This window comes from Kineococcus auxinigenes, from assembly GCF_050871525.1.
In the GTDB taxonomy this organism is placed as follows: domain Bacteria; phylum Actinomycetota; class Actinomycetes; order Actinomycetales; family Kineococcaceae; genus Kineococcus.
The window spans coordinates 1-21,239 of the sequence record NZ_JBKBCT010000043.1; the positions used below are offsets into that span (position 1 = coordinate 1).

Consider the following 21,239-nt stretch of genomic DNA (forward strand, 5'->3'; position numbering starts at 1 on the left):
TGTAGAATTTCCCGTACACATAATCCAGGGCAATGGCAACCTGCGGGATTTGACCCCCCCGGGCGGGGGGGGGGGCCCGCCCCCCCCCCCCCGGCCCCACCTCGAGGACGGCCCGGCACCCCGAACGCGGGTGCCGGGCCGTCGTGCGTCCGGCGGGCCCGCAGGAGCGGTCTCTGAGAAGATCGTCGCCGTGACGGGCACGACGGCTGGTGCGACGGCGGGGAGCACTGCGCGAGCGGTGCGGGTCCGGCCGGCCCGCACCGGTGACGTGCCGGTGCTCCGGGCGCTCGTCGAGGCCTACGCGCGCGAGCGCATCCTGCTCGCCAAGGAGCTCATCACCCTGTACGAGGCCGTGCAGGAGTTCGTCGTCGCCGAGGTCGAGGACCCCGCCGCCCCCGGCGGGGCGCGCGTCGTCGGCTGCGGAGCGCTGCACGTGCTGTGGGAGGACCTGGCCGAGGTGCGCACGCTGGCCGTGGACCCCTCCGTGCGCGGGCGGGGCGTGGGGCACCGCCTCCTGCAGGCCCTGCTGGCCCGGGCTGCCGACCTGGGCGTCACCCGCCTCTTCTGCCTCACGTTCGAGACGCGCTTCTTCGCCGCCCACGGGTTCGAGGAGATCGACGGCACCCCCGTGGACCCGGACGTCTACGCGGAGATGCTGCGCTCGCACGACGAGGGCGTCGCGGAGTTCCTCGACCTCGCGCGCGTGAAGCCCAACACGCTCGGCAACACCAGGATGCTGCGGGTCGACCCCCGCGGCCGCACCGAGGAGGAGCCCCCGTGAGCACCACCGATCCCGCTCCCGGCCCCACCGCGCTGATCGTCATGGGGGTCTCGGGCAGCGGCAAGACCACCGTGGCGCTGGGGGTCTCGCAGGCCCGCGGCTGGGAGTACGCCGAGGGCGACGACTTCCACCCGCGCGCCAACGTGGAGAAGATGCGCGACGGCACCCCGCTGGACGACGACGACCGCTGGCCGTGGCTGCGCTCCATCGCCACCTGGATCGGGGAGCGCGAGGCCGCCGGGGAGTCCGTCGTGATCACCTGCTCCGCCCTCAAGCGCGCCTACCGCGAGCTGCTCGGCGAAGGGCACCCCTCGGTGCGCTTCTGCCAGCTCGTGGTGCCCGAGGACGTCCTCACCGAGCGGCTCGCGAACCGCCGGGGGCACTACATGCCCGCCTCGCTGCTGCGCAGCCAGCTGGACACCCTGCAGGACCTGCAGCCCGACGAGCCCGGGTTCCAGGTGTGCGTGGAGGGCGGCCCCGACGCCGTCGTCGCCGAGGTGCTGCGCCACCTCTGAGCGCGGGATGCGGGCCCGGCGGCGGGCCGGAGCTTCAGGAGCGCGGAAGGGTGAAGGTGCCGTCCGGCAGCGGCTCGACGAGGCCGTCGGCGACCAGGCCGTCCAGGCAGCGCTCGCGCTGCGCGGGGTCGGTGCTCCACGCGGCGGCCAGCTCGGCCGCGCCCACGGGCCCGTGCGCCTGCCGCAGCACCGCCAGCAGCCGCCCGCGGACCTGCCGGTCCGTGCCGGCCCACCGCTGCGCCCGCCGGGCCGGCCCGGTGTGCGCCGGGCGCCCGGCCACCACCCAGGCGCAGCGCTCCAGCAGCGGGCACGCCGGGCAGCGCGGTGCGCGGGCCGTGCACACCAGCGCCCCCAGTTCCATGACGCCCACCGACCAGCGTGCCGCCGTGGCGGGGTCGGACGGCAGCAGCGCCGCGGCCAGCCGCGTCTCCGCCGCCGTCAGCGCCGCCGCGGGCTCGGCGGCTCCGCCCACCGCGCGCGCGTGGACGCGCCGGACGTTGGTGTCGACCACGGCGTGCCGGCGCCGGAAGGCGAACGCGGCGACCGCCGCCGCGGTGTAGGCGCCGATCCCGGGCAGCGCCAGCAGGGCGGCGTGGTCGTCGGGCACCTCGCCGCCGTGCTCGGCGCTGATGGCGACGGCGGCGGCGTGCAGCCGCAGCGCCCGCCGCGGGTACCCCAGCCGGTCCCAGGCCCGCACCGCCTCACCGGGCGCCTCCGCGGCCAGCGCCGCCGGGGTGGGCCAGCGCTCCAGCCACTCGCGCCAGCGCGGCAGCACCCGGGACACCGGCGTCTGCTGCAGCATCACCTCGCTGACCAGCACCCCCCACGGCGAGCAGTCCGCGTGCCGCCACGGCAGGTCGCGGGCGTGGGAGCCGTACCAGTCCAGGACGGTGCGGTGCAGGTCCGCCAGGTCGCCGGGGGGCAGGGGCGCGGCGGCGAGGGGTTCGGGTGCGGGAGCGGTCGTGCGGGGCACCGCCGGATCCTGCGGGGTCCTCGGGGAAGTCGCAACTCCCTCGACCGGCGCAGGAGGTCCGGTGGGTGCGCTCGGTGATGGGTCGAAGACGGACGGTCGCCAAGGAGGTGGGGGAGCGGGCCGCACCGCCCACCGGGCGGCGCGCCTGCGCGCGAGGTGCCCGCCCGCCGCCTACCTTCGCTGCGGTGAGCAGCGTGCTGCACCCCGTCGGCCCCGAGCGCCGGGCCACCTACTGGCGACGTCGCCTGGTGGCCGTCCTCCTCCTCGTCCTGCTCGGCGTGGCCGCGGCCCTGGGCGTGCGGGCGCTGCTGCCGGAGGCGTCCTCGCAGCAGGCCGTCGCCCGGCTCGACCCCGACCGGGTCTCACCCACCCTCGGCGCGGGGACGCCCTCCGCCGAGGCCGCCGCCGCGACGGCTTCGCCGTCCGCCACGGCCCCCACCAGCAGCGCGCCGGAGCGCGTCGAGCCGTGCACCCGCGACGCCCTGGAGGTCGCCCTGACCTCCGAGGCCACCGCCTACGGCCCCGGCGTCACGCCCCGGTTCGTGCTGACGGTGCGCAACGCGTCCGAGACGACGTGCAGCGCCGAGATCGGCAGCGGGATGCGCTCCTTCGCCGTGCTGGACGCCTCCGGGGAGCAGGTGTGGTCCAGCGCCGACTGCCAGAGCTCCACGTCCTCGCAGGACTACGAGCTGGAGCCGGGGGACTCGCGCTCCATGCGCACCACCTGGTCGCGCCAGCGCTCCGCCGCCGGGTGCCCGGACGGCCAGCCGGTCGCCGAGGCCGGCACCTACACCGTCCAGGGCAGCTGGAACGACGTGGCCGCCGAGCCCTTGACCGTCACCCTGACCGGCTGAGCCGCGCGCTGCTCGGCCGGAGCGCTCCGGTCAGACGTAGCGCTCCAGGATGCTGGACTCCGCCAGCCGCGACAGCCCCTCGCGCACCGCGCGGGCCCGCTGCTCGCCCACCCCGTCGACGGTCATGAGGTCGTCGATGCCGGCGGCCAGCAGCTTCTGCAGGTCCCCGAACTGGTCCACCAGGCGCTCCACGATCGCACCGGGCAGGCGCGGGACGCGGTTGAGCAGCCGGAAGCCGCGCGGGCTGACCGCCGAGTCCAGGGAGTCGCCCCCCACGGAGAACCCCAGGGTGCGGGCCACCTGGCTGAGGTCCACCAGTTCCGTGGAGTGCAGCTGCGCCAGGGACTCCAGGACCTCCTCCAGCGGACCCTCGTGGCGGCCGGACTCCAGGTAGTCGCGCACCACCAGCTCGCGGTCCGGGCCGACGCCGCCGATGAGCTCGTCCAGCTGCAGCGACAGCAGGCGCCCGTCGACGCCGAGCTCGACGACGTACCCGGCGATCTCGTCGGCGATGCGGCGCACCATCTCGATGCGCTGCACCACGGAGCAGACGTCCCGGACGGTCACCAGGTCCTCGATCTCCAGCGCGGAGAGCGTGCCCGTGACCTCGTCCAGGCGGGCGCGGTAGCGCTCCAGCGTCTGCAGCGCCTGGTTCGCGCGGCCCAGGATCGCGTCGGAGCCCTCCAGCACGTAGCGCCGCCCGCCCACGTACACCGCCACGATCCGCATCGACTGCGAGACCGAGATGACCGGGTACCCCGTCTGCTTCGCGACCCGCTCGGCCGTGCGGTGCCGGGTGCCCGACTCGCTGGTCTCGATGGAGGAGTCCGGCACCAGCTGCACCGCTGCGCGCAGGATGCGGGTGACGTCGCGGTCGCAGACGATCGCGCCGTCCATCTTGGCCAGCTCGCGCAGGCGGGTCGCGGAGAACTCCACGTCCAGGGCGAAACCGCCGGTGCTCAGCGCGTCGACCACGCGGTCGAAACCGACCACGATCAGCGCGCCGGTGCGCCCCCGCAGGATGCGTTCCAGACCGTCGCGCAGTTCCGTCCCGGGCGCGACGGCTGCCAGTGTCGCGCGCAGGACATCCTCAGGACTGCGTTCTGCGGTCGCCACCGGCCCTCCTCCGAACGTCTGGTGCCGGAGTCTAGCGGCGGCCGCACCGCGCGGCGCGGGTCACCCGCGCGCACCGCGCTCGGGGGCGTCCTCGCGCTCGCCGAGGCGGGCGTGGGCCACGGCGTCGGCGAGGGTCGCCGCCTCCAGCACCGCCACCCCCGCGGGCGCCTTGCCCTCCGGCACCGACCCGGTGGGCACGATGGCGGTGGTGAACCCCAGGCGCGCCGCCTCGGCGAGCCGGCGCGGCACGCCCGTCACCCGCCGGACCTCACCGGCCAGGCCCACCTCGCCGAACGCGACGAGCCCGGCGGCCAGCGGGCGGTCCACCGCCGCGCTGGTCACCGCCAGGGCCGCGGCCAGGTCCACCGAGGGCTCGGTGAGCTTCACCCCGCCCACCGTGGCGACGTAGGTGTCGCGGTTGCCCAGCGCCACGCCCAGGCGGCGCTGCAGCACCGCCAGCAGCATCGCGATGCGGCTGGACTCCAGGCCGCCGGTGACGCGGCGGGCGTTGCCCGCCGAGGTGTCCGTGGCCACCAGCGCCTGCAGCTCCGCCAGCAGCGGACGGCGCCCCTCCAGGGTGACCGTGATGCACGTGCCCGCCACCGGCTGCGGGGTGCTGGAGACGAACAGCCCGCTGGGGTCGGGCAGGCCGACGATGCCGTCCTCGCCCAGGTCGAAGCAGCCGACCTCGTCGGTGGGGCCGTAGCGGTTCTTCACCGCGCGCAGCAGCCGCAACCGGGAGTGCCGCTCGCCCTCGAACTGGCACACCACGTCCACGAGGTGCTCCAGCGTGCGCGGGCCGGCGATGGAGCCGTCCTTGGTGACGTGGCCCACCAGCAGGGTGGCCAGGCCGCGCCGCTTGGCCACGGCGATGAGGGCACCGGCGACCTCGCGCACCTGGGAGACGCCGCCCGCGGCGCCCTCGACCTGCCCCGAGGCGACGGTCTGCACGGAGTCCACCACCAGCAGGCCCGGCTCGGACTGCTCCACGTGGCCCAGGACCGTGGCCAGGTCCGTCTCGGAGGCCAGCAGCAGCTTCGGGTGCAGCGCACCGATGCGCTCCGCGCGCAGGCGCACCTGCGCGGCGGACTCCTCGGCCGTCACGTACAGCACGGTGCGCCCGCCGGCGGCCACCCGCGCCGCCGCGTCCAGCAGCAGGGTGGACTTGCCCACGCCCGGCTCGCCCGCCATGAGCACCACCGCGCCGGGCACCAGGCCGCCGCCCAGGACGCGGTCCAGCTCGTCCACGCCCGTGGGCGCCGCCCGGGCGGCCTCCACGTCGACCTCGGCGATGGGGCGGGCCGGCTCGCGCACCTGCGCCGGCACCGTGGTGCGCACCACGGGGGCGCCCGCCTCCTCCACCGACCCCCACGCCTGGCACTCGCCGCAGCGGCCCACCCACTTCGCGGTGGTCCACCCGCACTCGGAGCAGCGGTAGCCGGGCTTGGCGGGGCGGGCGGGGCTCTTGGTCGGCACGGTCAGCACCGTAGGCGCCGCCTCCGACACCGCCGGCGCCGCCGGTGGCGCAGCCGGTGCCGTGCCGGGCCCGGACGCGCAGGGACCCGCCGCCCCCGAGGGGGACGGCGGGTCCCGTGGCGCCCGCGGTGGATCAGGTCCCGTAGATCAGCTTCATCGTCGTCATCAGCACGCCCAGCGTGACGAGCACGAAGGTCGGCACGAAGGCGAGGATGGCCGCGCCGATGCTCCCGGTCCTGCGGTAGAGCAGGTACGCGGAGAACACCATGATCAGGCAGCCGAGCACGGTGAAGGCCATGCCGAGGGCCACCCGGGCGCCGGAGGCGGCCTCGTACGGGTCGTAGCCCAGCAGCGCCAGCGGCACCAGCGCCCCCACCGCCAGGCCGACCAGCCAGACCACCAGCGCGACCACGGTGCCGGAGTCGGGCTTGGACCAGCGGATGGGGGCGACGGCCCGCTGCTGGTCGTGGCGCACCGGCGGGGCGGAGTGCGTGCTCATGGGCACATCATCCACGCACCGGGCCCCGCGTGGCGACCCAGGTGGCGCTCCGGGTGGGGCCCGGCGCCCGCGGCGGCGCCCCCGGGCCGGGCGACGGGGTGCGCCGGTCGGGTGACGGGGGCTGGGGCGCGTCGCCGCGCGCGCCGATGCCGCGGTGGTGGGGACGAGCGGCGCACCGGTGGTGAGCGGGGGAGGCGGGGCCCTGCGGGGGCTGCGCAGGTTCCCCGCCGAGGAGGAGCGCGCCTTCCAGGCCGAGCGCAACGCGGCCAGGTCCCGGGCGTTCGTCGTCACCGCCCTGGCCGGGCTGGCGCTGTTCGACCTGTACGTGCTCGTCGACGTCCTCGTCTTCCCCCGGGTGGCGGCGCTGTCCGCCGCGGTGCGCTGGGCGGTGGTGACCCCGCTGGTGCTGCTGGGCCTGCTGCTGCGCCGCCGGCGCCTGGCCCGTCGTCCGTCCTCGCGCGTGGACGGCCCCCTCGTCGCGGTCAGCCTGCTCCTGCAGGTGGGCGCCCTGGCGGTCGTCGCCCGCGCCGCGACCGAGGAGGTCGGCGACGCCTACTTCCTCGGCGCGCAGGTCCTCGTGCTCTTCAGCGTCGTGCTGCTGCGCGGCGACGCGCGCCACTGCGCGCTCCTCACGGCGACCGCGCTGGGCGCCTTCGGCGCGGCGCAGGCGCTGGAGCCCGGCACCGACCCCGCGCTGGTCGTCGCCACCCTGCTGTCGGTGGCCGTCAGCGGCGGGTTCGGCGTGTCGATGGCCGCCGGCCTCGAGGCCGGTGAGCGCGCCGCGTTCCTGGCCCGCCGGCGCGAGGCGCAGCTGGTGGCCGAGCAGGCGCGGCTCATCGAGGCCCTGGCCGCCGCGAACGCCGGGCTGGCCGAGGCGGCCCGGCGGGACGCGCTGACCGGTGCGCTCAACCGCCGGGGTCTGGAGGAGCAGCTGCGGGCCCTGCCCGACGGTGCGGCCTGCGCGGTGATGCTGGACGTGGACCACTTCAAGGCCTACAACGACGCGCTGGGCCACCAGGGCGGCGACGAGTGCCTGCGCCGGGTCGCAGCGGCGCTGCAGGCGCAGCTGCGCCCGGGCGACGTCCTGGCCCGCTTCGGCGGGGAGGAGTTCACCGTGCTGCCGGCCGGGGGGACGGACGCCGCGGCACTGGCCGGGCGGCTGCGCGCAGCGGTGCAGCAGCTGGCCCTGCCGCACCCGGGGGGTGCCGGTGCGGTGACCGTCAGCGCGGGGGTCGCCTGCGGGGGCCCGGTGGCGACGCTGCTGGGCCGGGCCGACGAGGCGCTGTACGCGGCGAAGGCGGCCGGGCGCAACGCGGTGCGCTGCGCCCCCGCGGGCTGAGGGCCCGCGCACCGCTCAGAACCGGCGCCAGCGCAGCACCACGGCGTAGTCGACGACCGTGCCGGTGTGCCCGGCGAGGAACCGCTCGGCGTGCGCGGGCGCGAACTCGATGCGCACCACCGCCTCCAGGTCCTCGCGGCGCTCGAACTCCCAGGCCACCTCCAGCTGCTCGCACGACCAGCCGCGGCGCGCGAAGAAGCGGTCCACCGCGGCCTGGTCGTACCCGGGCAGCGCGGTGGAGAACCAGCGCCCGAACGTGGAGCGGGTGGCGTCGTTGTCCACGACGAACGCGGCCCCGCCCGGGCGCACCACCCGTTCCAGCTCGGCCAGGCCCGGCTCGCACCCGGGGCCGAAGAAGTACGCCCACCGCGCGTGCGCCACGTCCACGCTCGCGGCGGGCAGCGGCAGCGCCCCCGCGGCGCCGTGCAGGACCCGCACCCCCGCCAGTCCCCGCACGCGCTCGACGGCGCGCCGCAGCAGCGGCGGGTGCGGCTCCACGCCGGTCACCGTGCGGGCGGTGGCGGCGAAGCGGGGCAGGTGGAAACCCGTGCCGCACCCGACGTCCAGCACGTCGGCGCCGGCCCAGTCGCGCACCGAGCGCGCCGCGGACTCGATCAGCCCGCCGCGGTCGACCGCGAGGTTCTCCAGCTCGTAGACGTCCGGGGATCCCCACACGTTCGGGCTCGGGACCACCCCGGGCAGGTCCGCCGGGCTCACCGGGCGGTGCGCGAGCGGTCCGCCGGGTGCACCGTCAGCGGCAGCAGCCGCCGGTGCGCGCCGCCGCGGGCGCGCCCCACCAGCGCCTCGCAGTGGCGGGCCAGCTCCTCGTAGGCGCCGTCGCCGACGAGCTCGCGCAGCTCCGCCTCGGCGCTGCGGAACAGCGGCCGGGTGCCGACGTGCGCGGCGGGGTTGGAGGTGCAGTACCAGTCCAGGTCGTGCCCGCCCTCGCCCCAGCCGCGGCGGTCGTACTCGGCGATCGTCACCTCCAGGTACTCGGTGCCGTCGCCGCGCGCCACCGTGCGGTAGGAGCGCTTCAGCGGCAGCTGCCAGCACACGTCCGGCTTCAGCGTCAGCGGCTCCACGCCCTCGGTCAGGGCCAGCAGGTGCAGCGCGCACCCCGCCCCGGCGGCGAAGCCGGAGCGGTTGGCGAACACGCACCCGCCGTCGACGACGCGGGTCTTGCGCTCGCCGTCCTCCACCTCCGTCCAGCCGTGCGCGCGGCCCTCGTCGTGGTACTGCCACGTCGCCGGCGTCAGGCGCGCCACGGCGGCGGCGACCCGCTGCTCGTCGGCGGGCTCGGTGAAGTGCGCGCCCAGCGCGCAGCAGCCCACGTCGGGGGCGTCGGCGTGGATGCCGGGGCAGCCGGCGCCGAAGATGCACGTGTAGTCCGACGTCAGCCACGTCAGGTCGCAGCGGTAGACGGTGCCCGGGGCGGCGTGCGGGTCGTCGGCGGCGTCGGCCGGCTCGGGGAACTCGACCCACAGCCGGGGGCCGTCCAGCGGGACCTCGGCCGCCGGTTCGGGCAGGGGGGCGACGGGCACCGCACGAGGGTACGCGCGCTGCGGTGGCCGCCCCGCCGGACGCGTGCGGCGGTGCCCCGGCGGTCCCCTAGGGTTCGGCCCATGCGCTTGGGCGTCCTCGACGTGGGTTCCAACACCGTCCACCTCCTCGTGGTGGACGCCCACCCGGGCGCGCACCCGCTGGCGGCGGACTCCACCCGCCGGCTGCTGCGCCTGGCCGAGCACCTGGACGGCTCCGGCGCGGTCAACGCCAAGGGGATCGCCGGGCTCACCGCCGCCGTCGAGGAGGCCGCCCGCGCCGCCGAGGACGCCGGTGTGGAGGAGCTGCTGGCGTTCGCCACCTCCGCCGTGCGCGACGCCACCAACGGCGAGGAGGTGCTCGCCCACGTCGCCGAGCGCACCGGGGTGCGCCTGGAGGTGCTGCCCGGCACCGCCGAGGCGGACCTGACGTTCCTGGCGGTGCGCCGCTGGTACGGCTGGTCGGCCGGTCGGCTGCTCGTGCTGGACATCGGCGGCGGGTCCCTGGAGGTCGCCGCCGGCCTGGACGAGGCGCCCGACGTGTCGTTCTCGCTGCCCCTGGGCGCCGGCCGGCTCACCCGCGACCGGCTGCCGGGCGACCCGCCCGACAAGGAGGCGGTGCGCGAGGTGCGCCGCCACGTGCGCCGGCAGATCGCCGCCCGGGTGCGCGACGTCACCCGCGCCGGCGCCCCCGACGCCGTGGTCGTCACCAGCAAGACCTTCCGCAGCCTGGCGCGGCTGTGCGGGGCGGCGCCCAGCGCCGAGGGGCCCCGGGTGCGGCGGGTGCTGCGCCGCGAGGACCTCAGCGCGAAGGTCCCGGAACTGGCCCGCATGACGTGCGCGCAGCGCGCCCAGCTGCCCGGCGTGGCCGTGGAGCGCGCCCACCAGCTGCTGGCCGGTGCGATCGTCGCCGAGGCCGTCTTCGAGCTGCTCGGCGTGGAGGAGGCCCTGGTGGGCCCGTGGGCGCTGCGCGAGGGGATCATCCTGCGGCGCCTGGACGCGATCGGTGCCGAGGGCGGTGCGGCGGCACGGCTCGTGGAGGGCGCCGCGGCACCGGGAGCGCGCGCGGGCGCGGTCGCGCTCTAGGTTGGACCGCATGGACCTCCAGCACGGCGGGCCGATCCCCGTGGGGCTGTCGACCTCCTGCTCCTACCCGGAGTCGACGACCGCGGCCTTCGAGATCGCCGCCCGCCTCGGCTACGACGGCGTCGAGGTCATGGTGTGGACCGACCCCGTCAGCCAGGACGCCGCCGCCCTGCAGCGCCTCGTGGAGCACTACGGCGTTCCCGTGGTCTCCATCCACGCCCCCACGCTGCTGCTGACGCAGCGCATCTGGGGCCGCGGCGACCCGTGGGGCAAGGTCGAGAAGTCCTGCGAGCTGGCCGCCACCCTGGGCGCCTCCACGGTCGTGGTCCACCCGCCGTTCCGCTGGCAGCGCGAGTACGCCACCGGGTTCGTCGACGGGATCCGCGCGCTGGAGGAGAGCTCCGGCACCACCCTGGCGGTGGAGAACATGTTCCCGTGGCGCGCCCGCGGCCGCGAGGTCGTCGCCTACGCCCCCGGCTGGGACCCCACCGACGTCGACTACCGCCACCTCACGCTCGACCTCTCCCACGCGGCGACCTCCGGCAAGGACTCCCTGGAGCTGACCAGGGCGTTCGGCGACCGCCTGGCCCACGTCCACCTGTGCGACGGCTCCGGGTCCCTCAAGGACGAGCACCTCGTGCCCGGCGACGGCACCCAGCCGTGCGCCGAGGTCCTGCAGCACCTGGCGGCGACCGGCTTCACCGGCGGGGTCGTGGCCGAGGTGAACACCCGGCGCGCGCGCGGGCGCGCCGCCCGCGAGCGCGAGCTGGCCCGCACCCTGGAGTTCGCCCGCCGCCACCTGGCGCCGGCCGCGGTGGGGGAGGGCACGGCGTGAGCGCGCCGGACGCGGCGCCCGCGCCCCGCTCGCACGGCCGCCTGGCCCTGGTGGGCGCGGGCGTGATGGGCCAGGCGCTGCTGGGCGGGCTGCTGCGCGCCGGCCGCAGCCCCGGCGACGTCCTGGTCGTGGACCGCCGCGCCGGGCGCGGCGCGGAGCTGCACGAGCGCTTCGGGGTGCGGGTGGTGGCCGAGCCGTCCGGCGTGCGCGACGCCGCCACCGTCCTGCTGGCCGTCAAGCCCCAGGACCTCGACGCCCTGCTGGACTCCCTGGCCCCGCACGTGGCGCCGGGTGCGCTCGTCGTCTCGCTGGCCGCGGGGGTCACGACCGCCGCGATCGAGGCGCGGCTGCCCGCCGGCACGGCCGTGGTGCGGGCCATGCCGAACACCCCCTCCCTGGTCGACGAGGGCATGGCCGCGCTCGCCGGGGGCGGCGCCTGCACCGACGCCGACCTCGCCGAGGCGGAGGACCTGCTGCGCTCGTGCGGTCGCACGGTGGTGCTGCCGGAGAAGCACCTCGACGCGGTGACGGCCCTGTCGGGTTCCGGGCCGGCGTACGTCTTCTACGTCGTGGAGGCCATGGTCGAGGCCGGGGTGCTGCTGGGCCTGCCGCGCGCGGCGGCCACCGAGCTGGTCGTGCAGACGGTCGTGGGGGCCGGGGCCATGCTGCGCGGGACCGGCCAGCACCCCACGGTGCTGCGCGAGCAGGTGACGTCCCCGGCCGGCACGACGGCCGCGGCGCTGCGCCGGCTGGACGAGGAGGGCGTGCGCGCGGCGCTGGTCTCGGCCGTCGAGGCCGCCTGGGCGCGCTCGCGGCAGCTGTCGGGGAGCTGAGCGGGTGGCTAGGGTGCCCGCGTGCTCCCCGCCAGCTCAGCGCCGCGCACCGCGCCGGTGGTCCCGGAGGTGACCGGGGCCCCCGACGTCGTGCAGGTCGTCTGGGACCCCGTCTTCAACCGCTACGACTTCGGCCGCTGGCACCCGATGGCGCCGATCCGGCTGGACCTGACGGCCCGGCTGTGCGAGTCGCTGGGGCTGTTCTCGGTCCCGGGCCTGCGGGTGGTCTCGGCGCAGCCGGCAGGCGACGACCTGCTGCGCACGGTGCACGAGGCGGAGTACGTGGCCGCGGTGCAGGCGGCCTCGGCGGACCCGGGCAGCGCCCAGGAGGTCTTCGGCCTGGGCACGGAGGACGACCCGGCGTTCCCGGGGATGCACGAGGCGGCGGCGCGCATCGTGGGCGGTTCCGTGGAGCTGGGGCGGGCCCTGCTGGCGGGCCGGGCGCAGCACGGGGTGAACTTCTGCGGCGGCATGCACCACGCCAAGCCGGGGTGCGCGAGCGGGTTCTGCGTCTACAACGACGCGGCGGCGGCGATCCGCGCGATGCTCGACGAGGGTGCCGAGCGGGTGGTCTACGTGGACCTGGACTGCCACCACGGCGACGGCACGGAGGCGGTGTTCTGGGACGAGCCGCGGGTGCTGACGATCAGCGTGCACGAGTCGGGCACGACCCTCTTCCCGGGCACGGGGTTCGCCGACGAGCTGGGCGGGCCGGGTGCGCTGGGGAGCGCGGTGAACCTGGCGCTGCCGGCGGGCACGCGCGACGCGGGGTGGTTGCGGGCGGTGCACTCGGTGGTGCCGCAGCTGGTGACGGCGTTCGCGCCGGACGTCCTGGTGACGCAGCACGGCTGCGACACGCACGCCCTGGACCCGCTGGGTCACCTGGTGGTGTCGCTGGACGCGCAGCGGGTGGCGGCGGCGTCGATGCACGCGCTGGCGCACGCGGCGGCGGGGGGGCGCTGGCTGGCGCTGGGCGGCGGCGGGTACGAGGTGGTGGACGTGGTGCCGCGCACCTGGGCGCACCTGGTGGCGGAGGCGGCGCACCGGCCGCTGGACCCCGCCACGCCGCTGCCGAGGGCGTGGCGCGAGCACGTGGAGGAGACGGTCGGCCGCGAGGCGCCGCGGCTGATGACGGACGGTGAGGACGGCGCGTTCACGGGCTGGTCTTCGGGCTACGACCCGGGCGACGCCGTGGACCGGGCGGTCCTGGCGACGCGGCGCGCGGCCTTCCCCCTGCACGGTCTGGATCCGGAGTTCGACTGAGCGTAGCCGCGTATCACTGAGCGCTCAGGTCACTCTAGGTGACTCTTTGGACACGCATCCCTTCCACGGGCGTCACACCTACCCCTACAGTGGTGAGCGGGACGCGCCCCCACTCCCCGTCCGGGAGGCCGGCGGGCCGCTGGCGCGAGGTGGAAGGTGCTGTGGGGGATGCCTGAGGACCGTCCGCTGTCCGAAGTCCGGTTCCTGACCGTGGCGGAGGTGGCGTCGATGATGCGCGTGTCGAAGATGACCGTCTACCGGCTCGTGCACAACGGCGACCTGCCCGCCGTGCGGGTGGGCCGCTCCTTCCGGGTGCCCGAGGACGCCGTGCACGAGTACCTGCGCCAGGCCTTCATCGACACCGCCTGAGCCGGTGGTCCCGGACCGGTGGGACCGCCCGGACCGTCCACCCGGGTGGGCGGCGGGGCGCGGGACCGCCGCGGGCCGGTACGATGGTGACGGATCGCCGCGTCAGCGGCTGGACGCGATCAGCACCCGTCGAAGTGAGCGAGGACCCCCGTGGGCTCTGTCATCAAGAAGCGCCGCAAGCGCATGGCGAAGAAGAAGCACCGCAAGCTGCTCCGCCGCACGCGCCACCAGCGTCGCAACAAGAAGTGAGCTGAGCGCAGCTCCGCCGACGGGCGGGTCCCCCCGGGGGCCCGCCCGTCGGCGTCCCGCCGCCGCTCACGCCGGGCGGCGCGCCACCCCCAGCAGCGCCAGCGCCGCGACCCCCACCGCACCCGCGGTGCCCGCGCGCACCGTCCAGCGCGCCGCGTGCCGCCACTGCCGGAACTCCCGCACCTCCCAGCCGCGGCGCGCCGCGTGCCGGCGCAGCGCCCGGTCCGGGTTCACCACCACCGGCCGCCCCACCATCGACAGCAGCGGCAGGTCGTTGGTGGAGTCCGAGTACGCCGCGCAGCGCGCCAGGTCCCAGCCCGCCGCCGCCGCCAGCGCCCGCACCGCCTCCGCCTTGGCGGGCCCGTGCAGCGGCTCGCCCACCAGCCGCCCGGTGTACGTGCCGCCCACGCTCTCCGCGACCGTGCCCAGCGCGCCCGTCAGCCCCAGCCGGCGCGCCACCACGTCCGCCAGCTCCACCGGCGCCGCGGTCACCAGCCACACCGGCGCCCCCTCGCGCAGGTGCCGGTCCGCCAGCAGCCGGACCCCCGGGCGCACCTTCGCGCCCATGTGCTCCTCGTAGACCTCCTCGCCGATGGCGCGGATCTCGTCGGTGGTGTGCCCGGCCACGAACGCCAGCGCCAGCTCCCGCACCTCCAGCAGGTGCCCGTGCACCTCCCCGCGCACCGCGAAGTGCAGCGCGCGGCGCGCGAAGCCCCGCAGCTCCCGGCGCGAGAAGAAGCCGCGCGCGTGCAGGCCGCGCGCGAAGTAGAACAGCGACGCGCCGCGCACGACGGTGTTGTCCAGGTCGAAGAAGGCGGCGACGCACGTCTCGGGCGTCGTCGCCCCGGCAGCTGCCACGTCCTCATCGTAGGCCGCGGCCCCGCGTGGCGAGGTGCCGCCGCGGGTCCCCGCGCCCGGGGGCAGGATGGGGACGTGGACGCAGGGGACGGGGCCCGGATCGTGCTGGTCTCGCGCGCGGGGTGCCACCTGTGCGACGAGGGGCGCGAGGTCGTGCGGCGCGTGGCCGAGGCCGCGGGGGAGCGGTGGGCGGAGGTCGACGTGGACGCCGACGCCGAGATGCTGCGCCGCTGGTCGGACCGGGTGCCGGTGGTGCTGGTCGACGGCACCGAGCGCGACTTCGGGCTGCTGGACGCCGGCCGGATCGAGGGGGCGCTGCGCGGGCGCCGGTGGTGGCGGCGGCGCTGAGCCGCGCGCCGGCCGGGAGGGTGCGCCGGCGCGGGCGGTGTGGTGAGGCAGACACCGCGCGACTTTGTGCGCGCGTTCACAAACGCCTACTCTGCTGGAGGCACCGCTGGGGCGGCGTCCCCGGCCCGACGGGCCGGTGAACGGGCCGGCGGTACGCCGGCGAGCACGTACGAGGGTGCCGGGTCTGACCGCAGTGGACGAGGACGACGTGAGCAGCGCGCACCGCGACGGCACGCACGCCGCCGAGGCTTCCCCCCCGCCACCCCGGTGGCGCGGCGGCGGTCCCCGAGGCGACGGTGGCCCGCCTGCCGCAGTACCTGCGTGCACTGACCGCGCTCGCCGAGGCGGGCTCGCGCACGGTGTCCTCCGAGGCCCTGGCCGAGGCCGCCGGGGTCGGCTCCGCCAAGCTCCGCAAGGACCTCTCCCACCTGGGCAGCTACGGCACCCGCGGCGTCGGCTACGACGTGGCCGAGCTGCACCGCCACATCGCCGACCGGCTCGGCCAGGCGGCCAGCTGGCGCGTCGTCATCGTGGGCGTGGGCAACCTCGGTCACGCCCTGGCCGGCTACAGCGGCTTCGCCTCGCGCGGGTTCACCGTCGTGGGCCTGTTCGACGACGACCCCGCGGTCGTCGGCCAGGTCGTCGGCGGCCTGCGCGTGCTCCCGCTCGACGACCTCGCGCAGGTCCTGGGCGAGCCGGCGTCGGCGATCGCCGTGCTGGCCGTGCCCGCCCGGCACGCGCAGGCGGTGTGCGACCGCCTGGTGGCCGCCGGTGCCCGCAGCATCCTGAACTTCGCCCCGACCGTGCTGCGCGTGCCCGACGGCGTGGACGTGCGCAAGGTCGACCTCGCCTCGGAGCTGCAGATCCTCGCCTTCCACGCCCAGCGGCGGGCCGCCGCCGGGCCCGCCCCCCACCCCGGCGCCGCGGACCCGCGCGGCGCCTCCGGCGCGAGCGCCGGCCCGTTGCTGCCGCACGCGCTGCGCCGCGTCGAGGAGGTCGTCTGAGTGACGCTCATGGTCGTGGGCCTGTCCCACCGCTCCGCCGCCCTCGAGGTGCTCGAACGGGCCTCGTTCGACGCCACCGCCGCCGCCGAGGCCGTGTCGGCGCTGACGGCCTCCCCGCACGTGGACGAGGCGTTCGTGCTGTCCACGTGCAACCGGGTGGAGGTCTACAGCGACGTCACCCGCTTCCACGGCGGGGTGGCGGCCGTCGGCGAGGTCCTCGCCCGGCGCATCGGCGTCCCCCTCGACGAGCTGGGCGACCAGCTCTACGTGCACTACGAGGACGCCGGTGTGGAGCACCTGTTCCGCGTGGCGTGCGGGCTGGACTCCATGGCGGTCGGCGAGGCGCAGATCCTCGGCCAGCTGCGCGCCGCGCTGCGCGACCTGCACGAGACCGACCGCGGCGGCGGCACCCTGGACCGACTGCTGCAGACGGCGCTGCGCGTGGGCAAGCGCGCCCACTCCGAGACGTCCCTGGACGCCGCCGGCGCCTCCCTGGTGGACGCCGCGCTGGTGCGCGCCCGCGACCTCGTGGGTCCGCTGGCCGGGCGGCGGGCGCTGGTCGTGGGGGCGGGGGCGATGAGCGCCCTGGTGGCGACCACGCTGGGCCGGGCGGGGCTGGACGTCGTCGTGGCCAACCGCACCGCCGAGCGCGCGCAGCGGCTGGCCGCCGCCGTCGGCGGGCGGGCCACCGGGCTGGAGTCGCTGCGCGCGGAGGTCGCCGCCGCGGACGTGGTGGTCAGCTGCACCGGTGCCGTCGGGCACGTGCTGGACGTGGCGGTCGTGGCCAGCGCGCTGCTGGACCGCCCGCAGCGCCCGATGCTGCTGGCCGACCTGGCCCTGCCGCGCGACATCGACCCCGACGTCGCCACCCTGCCCGGCGCGCACCTGGTGGACCTGGAGGTGCTGGGCGCGGACCTGGCCGGCAGCGCCGTCTCCGACGACCTGCGGGCGGTGCGCACCATCGTCGCCGAGGAGGTCGCGGCGTACGCGGCGTCGCTGCGCGCGGCGGACGTGGCGCCCACCGTGGTGGCGCTGCGGGCGCAGGCCCGGCACGTCGTGGACACCGAGATGCGCCGCCTGGCCGGGCGCGTGGACCTGGACGACGCGACCCGCGCCGAGGTGGACCGCGCGGTGCACCGCATCGTGGAGAAGCTGCTGCACACCCCCACGGTGCGGGTGAAGGAGCTCGCGGAGGCGCCGGGCGGCGTCGGGTACGCCGCGGCGCTGCGCGCCCTGTTCGACCTCGAGGTCGGCGGCGCTCCCGGCGTCGCGCCCCGCGTGGTGGACGGGCCGTTGTCGGGCAGCGTCGCCGAGGCCGTGGGGAGGGTGTCGTGACGCGCCGGCTGCGCCTGGGCACGCGTCGCAGCGCCCTGGCGACCACGCAGAGCGGCTGGGTGGCCGACGCGCTGCGCGCGCGCGGCGCGGACGTGGAGCTCGTGGAGATCACCACCCGCGGGGACACCGACCGCGCGCCGCTGGCCGTCATCGGCGGCACCGGGGTGTTCGTCTCGGCGCTGCGCGAGGCGCTGCTGGCCGGCGAGGTGGACCTGGCGGTCCACTCGCTGAAGGACCTGCCGACCGCCCCGGCCGAGGGGCTGGCGCTGGCCGCGGTGCCGGAGCGCGAGGACCCGCGCGACGCGCTCGTCGCCGCCGGCGGGCGCACCCTGGCGCAGCTGCCGCGGGGGGCGCGGGTGGGCACGGGCTCGCCGCGCCGGCGCGCGCTGCTGCTGGACGCCCGCCCGGACCTGCAGGTCCTGCCCGTGCGCGGCAACGTCGACACCCGCCTGCGGATGGTCTCCTCCGGCGAGCTGGACGCCGTGGTGCTGGCCGCCGCGGGCCTGGCCCGCCTGGGGCGCCTGGGGGAGGCCACCGAGCTGCTGCCGGCGCGGGCGTTCGTGCCCGCTCCCGGGCAGGGCGCCCTGGCGGTGGAGTGCCGCGCCGACGACGAGCCGGTCGTGGCGGCCGTCGGGGCGCTGGACTCGCCCGCCGACCGGCTGGCGGTGCTGGCCGAGCGGCAGCTGCTGGCCAGCCTGGAGGCGGGCTGCTCGGCCCCCGTGGGCGCGCACGCCCGCCTCGACGGCGGTGCCCTGCACCTGTCGCTGGCGGTGCAGGGCCCCGACGGGCTGGTGCGCCGCGACGTCACCGGTGTGGCCGGCGACCCCGCCGCCGCGCGCGCCCTGGGTGCGCGCACGGCGGCGGAGCTGCTGGCCGGCCCGCTGGCCGGCGCGGCCGGCGTCCTGGACCCCCTCGCGGTCCCCGCGACCCCCGCACGACCCGTCGCCGGCGGCGGCGGGCAGGAGCACACCCCGGACCGAGCCACGGCCGGTCCACGTCCCGACCCGGAGAGTGGCTCGTGAGCACGACGACGAACAGCCCGGTCCTCGAGACCGCCGAGACGGTGCCGGCCGGCACCGCCGTCGCCGGTCCGGAGGTCACCGTCCTGACCGAGCGGGCCCCGGCGCGCCCGCGCCGCGCCGCGGCGTCCCCCGCCGGTGCCACCGGGAGGTCCGCCTCCTCGGGCACCTCCCGCGAGCTGGGCCACGTCTCCTTCGTGGGCGCCGGCCCGGGCGACCCGGGCCTGCTGACGCTGCGCGCGGTGGAGCTGCTGTCCGCCGCGGACGTCGTGGTGCTGGACGCCGGCAGCCGCGAGGACGTCGTGGCCCGGCACGCCCGCGACGGCGTGCAGGTCGTCGACGCCGCGTTCGGCGAGGACGGCGCGCCGACCACCCGCGCCGCCCGCGCCAAGGCCGTGGTGAAGGCCGCGCGCACCGGGGGCCGGGTGGTGCGCCTCATGGACGGCGACCCGTCCACCTTCAGCGGCCTCGTCGAGGAGATCGCCGCCTGCCGCAAGGCCGGCGTCGGCTTCGACGTGGTGCCCGGCGTGTCCGCGGTCAGCGCGGTGCCGGCGTACGCGGGGGTGCCGATGACCGCCCCGGGCACCACGAGCGTGAACGTGGTGCACCCGGCGGGGCGCAGCGTGGACTGGTCCCGGCACGCGGGCACCGACTCCACCGTCGTGGTGCTGGGCACCGGCGACGACATCGCCGCGGCGGCGGTGGGCCTGCTGGCGGCGGGCCGCGCGCCGTCCACGCCGGTGGCGCTGACCTCCCACGGCACCACGACGACGCAGTCCACGACCACGACCACCCTGGGCGAGCTGGAGCCGATCGCCGCAGCCATCGACGGCTCGCCCACCACGGCCGTCGTGGGCGACGTGGTGAGCCTGCGCGAGCAGGCGTCCTGGTACGAGACGAAGCCGCTGTTCGGCTGGCGGGTGCTGGTGCCGCGCACCAAGGAGCAGGCCGGGAGCGTCACGGCGCTGCTGGCCGAGCACGGCGCCACCGCCGACGTCGTCCCGACGATCTCGGTGGAGCCGCCGCGCACGCCGCAGCAGATGGAGAAGGCCGTCAAGGGCCTGGTGACCGGCCGCTACGAGTGGATCGGCTTCACCTCCGTCAACGCGGTCAAGGCGGTGCGCGAGAAGTTCACCGAGTACGGCCTGGACGCGCGCGCGTTCAGCGGCCTGAAGGTCGCCGCGGTGGGCGGGGTGACGGCGGACGCGCTGCGCGAGTGGGGCATCGAGCCGGACCTGCTGCCCGAGGGCGAGCAGTCCGCCACCGGCCTGCTGGCGTCGTGGCCGCCGTACGACGAGGTGCTCGACCCCATCGACCGGGTGTTCCTGCCGCGCGCGGACATCGCCACCGACACCCTGGTGGCGGGTCTGCAGGAGAACGGCTGGGAGGTCGACGACGTCACCGCGTACCGCACGGTGCGCGCCGCCCCGCCGGCCGCGCCGGTGCGCGAGGCCATCAAGACGGGCGCGTTCGACGCGGTGGTGTTCACCTCCAGCTCCACGGTGCGCAACCTCGTGGGGATCGCGGGCAAGCCGCACCCCTCCACGGTGGTGGCGTGCATCGGCCCGGCGACGGCGAAGACCGCCGAGGAGCACGGGCTGCGCGTGGACGTGCTGGCCGCCGAGCCCAGCGCCGCGGCGCTCGTGCAGGCCCTGGCCGCGTACGGGGAGGGCCTGCGCGCGGCGGCCGACGAGGCCGGCGAGCCGGTGCTGCGCCCCAGCCAGCGCAAGTCCTCCGCGCGCCGGCGCACCCGGTGAGCGCCCTGGAGCCGTCCCGCCGGAAGGTGCCGGCGCTGCCGGTGCGCCCGCGGCGGCTGCGCGCCACCCCCGGGGTGCGCCGGCTGGTGACGGACGTGCACCTGCACCCCTCCGACCTGGTGCTGCCGGTGTTCGTGCGCGAGGGGCTCGACGAGCCGCAGCCGATCCGCACCCTGCCGGGCGTGGTGCAGCACACCCGCGCCTCCCTGGTGGCCACGGCCCGCGAGGCCCTGGCCGCCGGGCTGGGCGGGATCATGCTGTTCGGCGTGCCGGAGGTCCGCGACGCGGTGGGCTCGGGGGCCGACGACCCCGACGGCATCCTCAACGTCGCCCTGGCGGACGTGCGCGAGGTGGTCGGTGACGAGCTCGTCGTCATGGCCGACCTGTGCCTGGACGAGTTCACCGACCACGGCCACTGCGGCGTGCTGGACGCGCGCGGCCGGGTGGACAACGACGCGACCCTGGACCGCTACGCGTCGATGGCGCTGGCCCAGGCCGCGGCCGGCGCCCACCTGCTGGGCCCCAGCGGCATGATGGACGGCCAGATCGGGCACCTGCGCGCGGTCCTGGACGACGCCGGCCGCGAGGACGTGGCGATGCTGGCGTACGCGGTGAAGTACGCCAGCGCGTTCTACGGCCCGTTCCGCGAGGCCGTGGACTCGCAGCTGACGGGGGACCGGCGCACCTACCAGCAGGACCCGGCCGCGAACGTCGCCGAGGCGCTGCGCGAGCTGCGCCTGGACCTCGACGAGGGCGCGGACCTGGTGATGGTCAAGCCCGGCCTGCCGTACCTGGACGTGCTGCGCGCGGTCGCCGACGTCGCGGACGTGCCGGTGGCCAGCTACCAGGTGTCCGGCGAGTACGCGATGGTCGAGTTCGCCGCGCAGGCCGGGGCGATCGACCGCGACCGGGTGGCGATGGAGTCGCTGCTGGCGCTGCGCCGCGGCGGTGCGCAGGTCGTGTTGACGTACTGGGCGCTGGAGGCCGCGCAGCGCTGGCTGGGCTGAGCCCCACCGCAGCTCCGACGACGCCGCGCACCCCCGTGGGGGTGCGCGGCGTCGTCGTCCCCGGGGACCGCTCTTGGCACTCGGCACCCCGGAGTGCTAAGAGAAGGGAGAGCGCGGTGCACCGCCCCCGGTGGGGGCGCGCACCGTCGCGCACCCTCCCCGCCGCGCGGCGTGGCGCGGCAGCC

The 21,239-nt window shown here is 77.1% G+C and carries 23 protein-coding genes; 16 read left to right on the forward strand and 7 right to left on the reverse strand.

Features of this window, described 5'->3' with window-relative positions; all coding sequences use genetic code 11:
- The first annotated feature begins 190 nt into the window (after positions 1-190).
- Both ACRYR9_RS12600 and ACRYR9_RS12605 read left to right on the forward strand, forming a co-directional pair.
- Positions 191-781 (forward strand): amino-acid N-acetyltransferase, encoded by a 591-nt coding sequence (locus ACRYR9_RS12600; protein ID WP_432495566.1) that lies wholly within the window; start codon positions 191-193, stop codon positions 779-781.
- Positions 778-1,296: a gluconokinase gene (locus ACRYR9_RS12605; protein ID WP_432495568.1), complete on the forward strand. Its 519-nt coding sequence runs from the start codon at positions 778-780 to the stop codon at positions 1,294-1,296. Before ACRYR9_RS12600 ends, ACRYR9_RS12605 begins: the two co-directional genes overlap by 4 nt.
- 34 nt (positions 1,297-1,330) lie before the next feature.
- Here ACRYR9_RS12605 and ACRYR9_RS12610 read toward each other — a convergent pair whose 3' ends face one another.
- Positions 1,331-2,269 (reverse strand): HhH-GPD family protein, encoded by a 939-nt coding sequence (locus tag ACRYR9_RS12610; RefSeq protein ID WP_432495570.1) that lies wholly within the window; start codon positions 2,267-2,269, stop codon positions 1,331-1,333.
- Between the two features lie 185 nt (positions 2,270-2,454).
- Here ACRYR9_RS12610 and ACRYR9_RS12615 point away from each other — a divergent pair, with 185 nt between their 5' ends.
- Positions 2,455-3,123: a BsuPI-related putative proteinase inhibitor gene (locus tag ACRYR9_RS12615; RefSeq protein WP_432495572.1), complete on the forward strand. Its 669-nt coding sequence runs from the start codon at positions 2,455-2,457 to the stop codon at positions 3,121-3,123.
- A gap of 30 nt (positions 3,124-3,153) precedes the next feature.
- Here ACRYR9_RS12615 and disA read toward each other — a convergent pair whose 3' ends face one another.
- The 3 genes from disA to ACRYR9_RS12630 form a co-directional block, all read right to left on the reverse strand.
- Complete coding sequence (gene disA, locus ACRYR9_RS12620) at positions 3,154-4,239, reverse strand: DNA integrity scanning diadenylate cyclase DisA (RefSeq protein WP_432495574.1); 1,086 nt, start codon at positions 4,237-4,239, stop codon at positions 3,154-3,156.
- Between the two features lie 60 nt (positions 4,240-4,299).
- Positions 4,300-5,715: a DNA repair protein RadA gene (radA, locus tag ACRYR9_RS12625; protein WP_432495576.1), complete on the reverse strand. Its 1,416-nt coding sequence runs from the start codon at positions 5,713-5,715 to the stop codon at positions 4,300-4,302.
- A gap of 133 nt (positions 5,716-5,848) precedes the next feature.
- Positions 5,849-6,214 (reverse strand): hypothetical protein, encoded by a 366-nt coding sequence (locus tag ACRYR9_RS12630; RefSeq protein WP_432495578.1) that lies wholly within the window; start codon positions 6,212-6,214, stop codon positions 5,849-5,851.
- Positions 6,215-6,392: 178 nt separating this feature from the next.
- On the opposite strand from ACRYR9_RS12630, the gene ACRYR9_RS12635 reads away from it, so the two are divergent.
- Positions 6,393-7,553, forward strand: a complete 1,161-nt coding sequence (locus tag ACRYR9_RS12635; protein WP_432526029.1) for a GGDEF domain-containing protein — start codon at positions 6,393-6,395, stop codon at positions 7,551-7,553.
- Positions 7,554-7,568: 15 nt separating this feature from the next.
- On the opposite strand, the gene ACRYR9_RS12640 is transcribed toward ACRYR9_RS12635, so the two are convergent.
- Positions 7,569-8,270 carry a class I SAM-dependent methyltransferase gene (locus tag ACRYR9_RS12640; protein WP_432495582.1) on the reverse strand — a complete coding sequence of 234 codons (702 nt, stop codon included), beginning with the start codon at positions 8,268-8,270 and terminating at the stop codon, positions 7,569-7,571.
- Positions 8,267-9,094, reverse strand: a complete 828-nt coding sequence (locus ACRYR9_RS12645) for a hypothetical protein (RefSeq protein WP_432495584.1) — start codon at positions 9,092-9,094, stop codon at positions 8,267-8,269. Before ACRYR9_RS12645 ends, ACRYR9_RS12640 begins: the two co-directional genes overlap by 4 nt.
- 81 nt (positions 9,095-9,175) lie before the next feature.
- Between ACRYR9_RS12645 and ACRYR9_RS12650 the strand changes: the two genes are divergently transcribed.
- The 6 genes from ACRYR9_RS12650 (at position 9,176) to ACRYR9_RS12675 (ending at position 13,726) form a co-directional block, all read left to right on the forward strand.
- The gene (locus tag ACRYR9_RS12650; RefSeq protein WP_432495586.1) at positions 9,176-10,177 is read left to right on the forward strand and encodes a Ppx/GppA family phosphatase; all 1,002 of its coding nucleotides are present in this window, start codon (positions 9,176-9,178) and stop codon (positions 10,175-10,177) included.
- Between the two features lie 10 nt (positions 10,178-10,187).
- Positions 10,188-11,012 carry a sugar phosphate isomerase/epimerase family protein gene (locus ACRYR9_RS12655; protein WP_432495588.1) on the forward strand — a complete coding sequence of 275 codons (825 nt, stop codon included), beginning with the start codon at positions 10,188-10,190 and terminating at the stop codon, positions 11,010-11,012.
- Positions 11,013-11,077: 65 nt separating this feature from the next.
- Positions 11,078-11,845, forward strand: a complete 768-nt coding sequence (gene proC / locus ACRYR9_RS12660; RefSeq protein ID WP_432495628.1) for a pyrroline-5-carboxylate reductase — start codon at positions 11,078-11,080, stop codon at positions 11,843-11,845.
- A gap of 147 nt (positions 11,846-11,992) precedes the next feature.
- Complete coding sequence (locus tag ACRYR9_RS12665; protein WP_432495630.1) at positions 11,993-13,108, forward strand: acetoin utilization protein AcuC; 1,116 nt, start codon at positions 11,993-11,995, stop codon at positions 13,106-13,108.
- A 168-nt stretch (positions 13,109-13,276) separates the two neighbouring features.
- Positions 13,277-13,477, forward strand: coding sequence for a helix-turn-helix domain-containing protein (locus ACRYR9_RS12670; RefSeq protein WP_432495590.1), 201 nt, complete (start codon positions 13,277-13,279; stop codon positions 13,475-13,477).
- Between the two features lie 150 nt (positions 13,478-13,627).
- Positions 13,628-13,726, forward strand: coding sequence for a 30S ribosomal protein bS22 (locus ACRYR9_RS12675; RefSeq protein WP_012085056.1), 99 nt, complete (start codon positions 13,628-13,630; stop codon positions 13,724-13,726).
- A 66-nt stretch (positions 13,727-13,792) separates the two neighbouring features.
- Here ACRYR9_RS12675 and ACRYR9_RS12680 read toward each other — a convergent pair whose 3' ends face one another.
- Complete coding sequence (locus tag ACRYR9_RS12680; protein ID WP_432495592.1) at positions 13,793-14,584, reverse strand: HAD family hydrolase; 792 nt, start codon at positions 14,582-14,584, stop codon at positions 13,793-13,795.
- A 75-nt stretch (positions 14,585-14,659) separates the two neighbouring features.
- Here ACRYR9_RS12680 and ACRYR9_RS12685 point away from each other — a divergent pair, with 75 nt between their 5' ends.
- The 6 genes from ACRYR9_RS12685 (at position 14,660) to hemB (ending at position 21,054) form a co-directional block, all read left to right on the forward strand.
- A complete protein-coding gene (locus ACRYR9_RS12685) occupies positions 14,660-14,932 on the forward strand; it encodes a glutaredoxin family protein (protein ID WP_432495594.1) in 273 nt (90 codons plus the stop codon).
- Positions 14,933-15,228: 296 nt separating this feature from the next.
- On the forward strand, positions 15,229-15,936 hold the full coding sequence (locus tag ACRYR9_RS12690) for a redox-sensing transcriptional repressor Rex (RefSeq protein ID WP_432495632.1): 708 nt from the start codon (positions 15,229-15,231) through the stop codon (positions 15,934-15,936).
- The gene (locus ACRYR9_RS12695) at positions 15,937-17,271 is read left to right on the forward strand and encodes a glutamyl-tRNA reductase (protein WP_432495596.1); all 1,335 of its coding nucleotides are present in this window, start codon (positions 15,937-15,939) and stop codon (positions 17,269-17,271) included.
- Complete coding sequence (gene hemC / locus ACRYR9_RS12700; protein ID WP_432495598.1) at positions 17,268-18,293, forward strand: hydroxymethylbilane synthase; 1,026 nt, start codon at positions 17,268-17,270, stop codon at positions 18,291-18,293. Before ACRYR9_RS12695 ends, hemC begins: the two co-directional genes overlap by 4 nt.
- Positions 18,290-20,047: a bifunctional uroporphyrinogen-III C-methyltransferase/uroporphyrinogen-III synthase gene (locus ACRYR9_RS12705; protein WP_432495600.1), complete on the forward strand. Its 1,758-nt coding sequence runs from the start codon at positions 18,290-18,292 to the stop codon at positions 20,045-20,047. Before hemC ends, ACRYR9_RS12705 begins: the two co-directional genes overlap by 4 nt.
- Positions 20,044-21,054, forward strand: a complete 1,011-nt coding sequence (gene hemB, locus ACRYR9_RS12710; protein ID WP_432495602.1) for a porphobilinogen synthase — start codon at positions 20,044-20,046, stop codon at positions 21,052-21,054. Before ACRYR9_RS12705 ends, hemB begins: the two co-directional genes overlap by 4 nt.
- Positions 21,055-21,239: the final 185 nt, after the last annotated feature.